This is a genomic window from Mesotoga infera (genome assembly GCA_011045915.1).
Taxonomy (GTDB): domain Bacteria; phylum Thermotogota; class Thermotogae; order Petrotogales; family Kosmotogaceae; genus Mesotoga; species Mesotoga infera_D.
This window is the reverse complement of the sequence record DSBT01000137.1, coordinates 1-5,939: the sequence shown is the minus strand read 5'-3', so window position 1 is coordinate 5,939 and position 5,939 is coordinate 1. Positions and strand designations below refer to the sequence as shown.

The window sequence follows — 5,939 nt, the reverse complement described above, 5'->3', positions numbered from 1 at the left end:
TGATTCCGTCATGCCGGACAGTGATCCGGCATCTCGATCTTGGTTTTTGAGCTTGGCCAAGAACGAAGAACAGATCCTTGCTCTCTGGAACGAACAACGTTTTCGGCGAACGGAGAACCGTTCAACGGTCAACCAGGTTCTCCCGTTCTTTCCTACCACGAACCCGCAACCCCGGCCTTTCAGAAGCGTTAATGCTGTCTGAAGTTGTCCTTGTCAAAGCGCCACGCATTCGATTCAGTTAGATAATCTGCAATATGGAAAGAAATCTACCCTCGGAGTGAAATAGTCGCGCCAGGAAGCCCGAAATCGCAACTGGTTGGAATCGAATATAGATAAGTCGATATGATATTATCAAATCGACTTTGAAAATATCAAATAAGACGATTTTTAATCGCTGACCGAAGGAGTTAAAGATGGGGAAAAAACTTGAGAGCCTTCCGAGATTTACCCGGGCACTTATCAAGAGTCATTTGATAGCCTGCGGCTTTTCTTATGAGGATACTGAGAGACCAATAATTGGAATTGTCAATTCCTGGAATGAGTTCAGTCACGGACATATCCCTCAAAGGGAGATTGCAGAAAAGGTAAAGGATGGTGTGAGATCCAAGGGAGGTTTCCCGATCGAGTTCGACACTATCGCTCCATGTGATGCGCTCGCTCAGGGTTATGAGGCTATGGATTTTATTCTTCCAAGTAGGGAAGTGATTTCCGACTCTATAGAGGCGATGGTCTTGTCTCAGAATATTCTGGACGGTCTTGTATTCATATCTTCCTGTGACAAGATTACTCCCGCCATGCTTATGGCTGCATTGAGGTTGGATCTTCCCTCGATTCACATCTGCAGTGGAACTTGCACACCTGCGATTTCCTTCGCAGAATCGAAGAAGCTTAGAAACCAGTTCTTGACAGGGAAGATATCTGAAAGAGAACTGGCTGAAGGCAATTCGAAGCTGTATCCGCAGCCTGGGATATGCCCTTACATCGGGACCGCGCAGTCCATGAATTGCGTAGCAGAGGCGCTCGGTCTCGCGCTACCCGGTTCGGCTGCCTGCCCTTCGTGTACTAATGAGAGATCTTCTTACGCAATAAGAACGGGCGAGATGATAATGGATGTTGTCAAGAGGGGTTTAAAGCCTTCCGAGTTTATTACCAAAGATTCTTTCGACAACGCGCTTATGGTAATGGCTGCGCTGGCCGCTTCTATGAACCATCTCCTGCACGTTCCGGCAATAGCCAGTGAGATCGGTATCGAAATTGACTTCGATTACATTGGTGCGATAAACGACAGGACTCCCCAGCTGTGCACAGTGAATCCAAACGGGGAACACTCGATGGCTGACTTTGCACATGCCGGAGGTGTGCCCGCGATATTCAAGCAGCTTGGCAGCTTGCTCAATGAGGACTGTATTAACGTAGAGGGCAAGACAGTCAGGCAGATAGCCGAAGAGGTACTACACATTGACGAGAAAGTAATAAGAAACGCCGCAAATCCTGTAAACGAGACGGGCGGAATAGTTATCTTGAAGGGAAATATTGCCAGGAACAACGCCGTCGTGAAGAGATCCACTATCCCCGCGGGCATGATGAAGTTTTCAGGACCGGCAATGGTCTACGACGGTGAGGAAGAAGCGACAGAAGCGATCGAGAAGGGCAAGATCAAAGAGGGAGACATAGTCGTTATAAGATATGTGGGACCAAAGGGTGGTCCGGGAATGAGAGAGCTACACAGAGTTGCCGGAGCGCTGAAGAGCATAGGAGAAAAGGTCGCAGTTGTTACGGAAGGAAGGTTTTCGGGAGCTACCGCCGGATTGGCGGTAGGTTATCTCGGCCCGGAATCCGCAGAGGGTGGAGCAATAGGAGTCGTCAAAGATGGAGACATTATCGAGATCGATATCGCAAGCAGATCGATAAATGTTCTACTGCCCGATGAGGAAATCTCTCGCCGTCTCTCGACTTTCGTTCCGAAGAAGACAACGGGAAGAGCGAAACTTCTAGATGAGTATGCAAGAAGAGTCGGTCCGGTCAACAACGGAGCAGTCAGAATACGTGATCAAGAGCTATAGATTGAGTGTATGTAGGAGGGAAAAATGAAAGCATTAGAGTTTACCGGAATTATACCACCAGTACTTTCTTCCTTTGAGAGCAGCGGGAAGGTTTACGAAAAGGGAATCAGGGAGATAATCAAATTCACTCTACCCCACGTCAACGGATACTATCCTATTGGTACATACGGATGTGGCCCGTTGATGTCAATCGAGGAGAGGAAGAAGTCGCTGGAAATAATTCTGGACGAAGTAAACGGTAAAGTCCCGGTAGTGGCTCATGTAGGCACGGCAGATACCGTTACCACCGTAGAACTGGCAAGACATGCAAAAGAAGCGGGTGCGCAGGGTGTGGGAGCGATCTGTCCCTATTATTCGCCTCATCTTCCCGAAGACTATCTTTTCAGCCATTTAGCAGCTCTGATTGATGCAGTGAATGAGGAGGAGTTTCCAGTATATGTGTACAACAATCCCCATCTGTCGCAGAACACGATCACTCCATCATTGCTGAAGAGGCTCGCCGAATATGGATTGAGGGGTTTGAAGGACAGTTCCTTCGATCTGGTGAATTTCTACTTTTTCCAGGAAGCTGTCAAAGAGTATTCCGATTTCAACGTGATTATCGGAACCGAGGCAATCTTCGCCGGCGCTTTCGATGCGGGCGCTACAGGCTGTGTCTGCGGAATGGCAAATATCTATCCCGAGCTTCTCGCTGAAATCTACGAGGCTCACAAGGACGGTAATAAAGAAGAGGTTCAGCGCCTTCAGAGATTGATTCTTGAAGTAAGGCAAATTACGAAACTCGGGCCGACCGTGCCTATCATGCATGCAATTTTGAGAGCGAGGGGGGTAGACGCGGGGTATTCTAGAAGTCCTTATAAGGATATTAGCGAGACATTGCTCCAGAAAGTTCTTGGGGAATTGAAAGCCTTGAAGTTGTTCTAAGCTATCGGTCTTAGAGACCTTAATGAAGCATCCACCGAAAGGTGTGGGAAAAAAGGAGGTACTAAACATGAAAAGAAAGACTCTACTGGTTATCGGTTTGGTAGTAGTGCTCCTGCTATCTACTGCAGCGTTTTCTAACAGCCTAAACTTGGCTACAAATGCGCTAAAGGGGAAGAACATCGGATTTGTTCAGCTCACTCTGGGAACAACCTATCATGCCGCAATGAGCGATAGGTTCGTCGAACTTGCCAAGGAGTTTGGCGCAAACTTCACACAGGTTGTAAGTTCTAACAGGAGTGCGGCCGAACAGCTCTCGCTCGCCGAGGACCTCATTGCAAAGGGAGTCGACATTCTCATTCTCAATCCAGTCGGAGACGAGATTGTCCCATCCGTTGCAGACCTTTGTGCTCGGAAAAACGTTCCTCTGTTCTGCGTAGACAATACGAGCCCCGGCGAAGGTTATGTTACGTCGGTATAGACAACTTCGCAATTGCGAGGGCAATAGGCAGATTCGTAGCCGATTTCATGGGCGGGGAAGCGAAGATAGTTTATGTCAGAAGCACGGCAACAGATACCGGTTGTCCGGCACTGAGATTTGGCGGAATAATGGGTGGAATTTCCGACCAGGGGCAGATCAAGGGATACGATATAATCGACGAGAGGCAGGCCGTTGTGGACGTTGGCGAATCAGAAGGCATGCTTCAGATGGAAGAACTTCTAGCAGCCAATCCCAAGATTGACGTCGTAATCGCCCATCACGATGCGCAGGGACTCGGAGCACTTACAGCTATTAGAAATGCCGGCAGAACAGATGTTAAACTGATTGTGGGATTCGACGGCGAACTGAGAATGCTCGAAGAAATCAAGGCAGCAGAGAACGGCAAGAATGGACCCGCTCTAGCGACCGGTTTGAACAGCCCCACGATGATTGCTGAAATTTGTATGCAGCAGATTAACGAAACACTTCAGGGAATTGCAGTAAGGGATTGCTATTATATCCCCGTGGTCGGAATTTCTTACGATAACGTCGATGAATACATGAGCTACGGATTCTGATCGACTCGGATTTAATTACTCAGATTTGCTACGGGGCGAAGTTCGGCAAAATCGCTTCGCCCTGCTTTATCTGAAAAATACGGGTGGTGCTAATGTCGAAACGATTTTCGGTGAATGAACAGCTTAAAGTGAATCTCCTGATCAACTTTCTTTCAAAGTACGACAAGTATCTTATGTTACTAATATTCGTTGCGATATCTGCATTCATGTCCAACAAATTCTTCACACCGGAGAACCTCACCAACCTTCTGAAGCAGAATGCGGCGATCGGAATCGTAGCCTTTGGAGAACTTCTGGTTATTCTTACCGGAGGAATCGACCTGTCGGTTGGAGCTATCGCCTCTCTTTCAGGGATTGTAGTGGCTAGTTTTCTCAGTGGAGGCATGGCCTGGCCGTTGGCCTCTCTTCTTGCGATAGGCGTAGGCGGGCTGGCCGGTTTAGCCAACGGCCTGGCAGTTACGGTGGCGAAGATTACTCCATTCATTGTGACTCTTGCGACAATGACGATTTATCAGGGCATGGGTCTGCTTCTCTCAAAGGGAAGACAAGTGTTCTTCAAGAACCCGGACTTTCTGAAGATGGGAAGAGAGTATCTTATTGGAGTTCCGGTGATGGCATGGATCTGGCTGGCGATAGCGTTAGTCGTTGCATTGTTCTTGGGAAAGACGATAATGGGAAGATTTATACGCGGCATTGGAGGTAACAAGGAAGCGGTCAGGTTAGCGGGAATAAGCACTATTGTGAACGAGACTATGGCCTACACAATTTCTGGGCTGTTGTGTGGAGTTGCCGGTGTGGTCATGACTTCGAGATTGACGCTCGGAACGAATGTTATGGGCCAAGGTTGGGAGCTGATTGCAATTGCATCCGTAATGGTCGGCGGAGGAAACTTCATCGGCGGGATCGGATCGGTCGGCGGTACGGTAGTCGGGGTAATAATTCTCGGCTTGATCGGGAATATTATGAATCTGCTCGGCATATCGATCTACTGGCAGCAGATAATCAGGGGTTTGATCATACTACTCGCGGTCTTCAGCAGTAGTCGAAAGAGGCAGGGAGCAGTTTCATGAGCAAAGAAGAGTCAGTGAAGTCGAATGGGATGAATTCATTGCGGGAAAGGTGGCTCTCGTGACCGGTGGGGCCCAGGGCATAGGAAAGGCAATAGCCGAACGCCTCGTAGATGAAGGCGCGGAGGTAGTTATTGCCGATGTGGCGCTTGAACGGGCCTCTTCAGTTGCAAGAGAGCTGTCTATAAAGAGGAAGACAATTGCTGTGAGGGCGGACGTTTCATCATCCAAAGATGTTAAGGAGCTCTTTTCAGTTGTAGATAGGGAGTTCGGAAGGCTCGACATATTGGTCAACAATGCGGGGATCCTTCTGAAGGGAAGATTCGAAGAAGTGACCGAGGAAATGTGGGACAGGACGATGGCGGTCAATCTGAAGGGCCCGTTCCTCTGCGGCAAGGAAGCGTTGAGGCTCATGCCGAAGGGCGGAAGAATAATAAACATAACTTCAATCGATGGAAAGGTCGTTTATTACCATGGACATCACGTTCCATACGGAGTGTCGAAGGCCGGAATAATTATGCTGACGAAGATTATGGCGGTTGAGCTGGCTTCATACGGGATAAATGTAAATGCCATTGCCCCCGGGGTAGTGAGGACGGAAATATCGGCCGGCTCAATGGATGATCCCGCGCACTTGCAGGAGATTACCGATGAAATACCGCTCGGCAGGCTCGCATCGCCGGAAGAAATAGCCGGGGCAGTGGTCTTTCTCTCCTCGAAAGATGCTTCTTATCTCACCGGTTCTACAATATACGTAGATGGCGGATGGACAACCCACTGAGGACGCAGAGGTGAATCATGTATATTGAGATTTCTTACAGGTTAAGGG

General features: G+C 48.7%; 6 protein-coding genes. All 6 read left to right on the top strand.

Annotated features, from left to right (window positions below):
- Window positions 1-413 precede the first annotated feature (413 nt).
- The 6 genes from ENN47_05085 (at window position 414) to ENN47_05060 (ending at window position 5,891) form a co-directional block, all read left to right on the top strand.
- A complete protein-coding gene (locus ENN47_05085; GenBank protein HDP77553.1) occupies window positions 414-2,063 on the top strand; it encodes a dihydroxy-acid dehydratase in 1,650 nt (549 codons plus the stop codon).
- A gap of 24 nt (window positions 2,064-2,087) precedes the next feature.
- Window positions 2,088-2,987 (top strand): dihydrodipicolinate synthase family protein, encoded by a 900-nt coding sequence (locus ENN47_05080; GenBank protein ID HDP77552.1) that lies wholly within the window; start codon window positions 2,088-2,090, stop codon window positions 2,985-2,987.
- Window positions 2,988-3,009: 22 nt separating this feature from the next.
- Complete coding sequence (locus tag ENN47_05075; GenBank protein ID HDP77551.1) at window positions 3,010-3,465, top strand: sugar ABC transporter substrate-binding protein; 456 nt, start codon at window positions 3,010-3,012, stop codon at window positions 3,463-3,465.
- A complete protein-coding gene (locus ENN47_05070; GenBank protein ID HDP77550.1) occupies window positions 3,375-4,043 on the top strand; it encodes a sugar ABC transporter substrate-binding protein in 669 nt (222 codons plus the stop codon). The genes ENN47_05075 and ENN47_05070 overlap by 91 nt, the downstream gene beginning before the upstream one ends.
- A gap of 92 nt (window positions 4,044-4,135) precedes the next feature.
- Window positions 4,136-5,113, top strand: a complete 978-nt coding sequence (locus ENN47_05065; GenBank protein ID HDP77549.1) for an ABC transporter permease — start codon at window positions 4,136-4,138, stop codon at window positions 5,111-5,113.
- 37 nt (window positions 5,114-5,150) lie between these two features.
- Complete coding sequence (locus tag ENN47_05060) at window positions 5,151-5,891, top strand: SDR family oxidoreductase (GenBank protein ID HDP77548.1); 741 nt, start codon at window positions 5,151-5,153, stop codon at window positions 5,889-5,891.
- The last annotated feature ends 48 nt before the right edge of the window (window positions 5,892-5,939 follow it).

Excerpts from the sequence above, each read along its gene's own strand:
- ENN47_05065 (HDP77549.1), top strand. The coding sequence starts at position 4,136 with ATGTCGAAACGATTTTCGGTGAATGAACAGCTTAAAGTGAATCTCCTG.
- ENN47_05075 (HDP77551.1), top strand. The coding sequence starts at position 3,010 with ATGAAGCATCCACCGAAAGGTGTGGGAAAAAAGGAGGTACTAAACATG.
- ENN47_05080 (HDP77552.1), top strand. The coding sequence starts at position 2,088 with ATGAAAGCATTAGAGTTTACCGGAATTATACCACCAGTACTTTCTTCC.
- ENN47_05085 (HDP77553.1), top strand. The coding sequence starts at position 414 with ATGGGGAAAAAACTTGAGAGCCTTCCGAGATTTACCCGGGCACTTATC.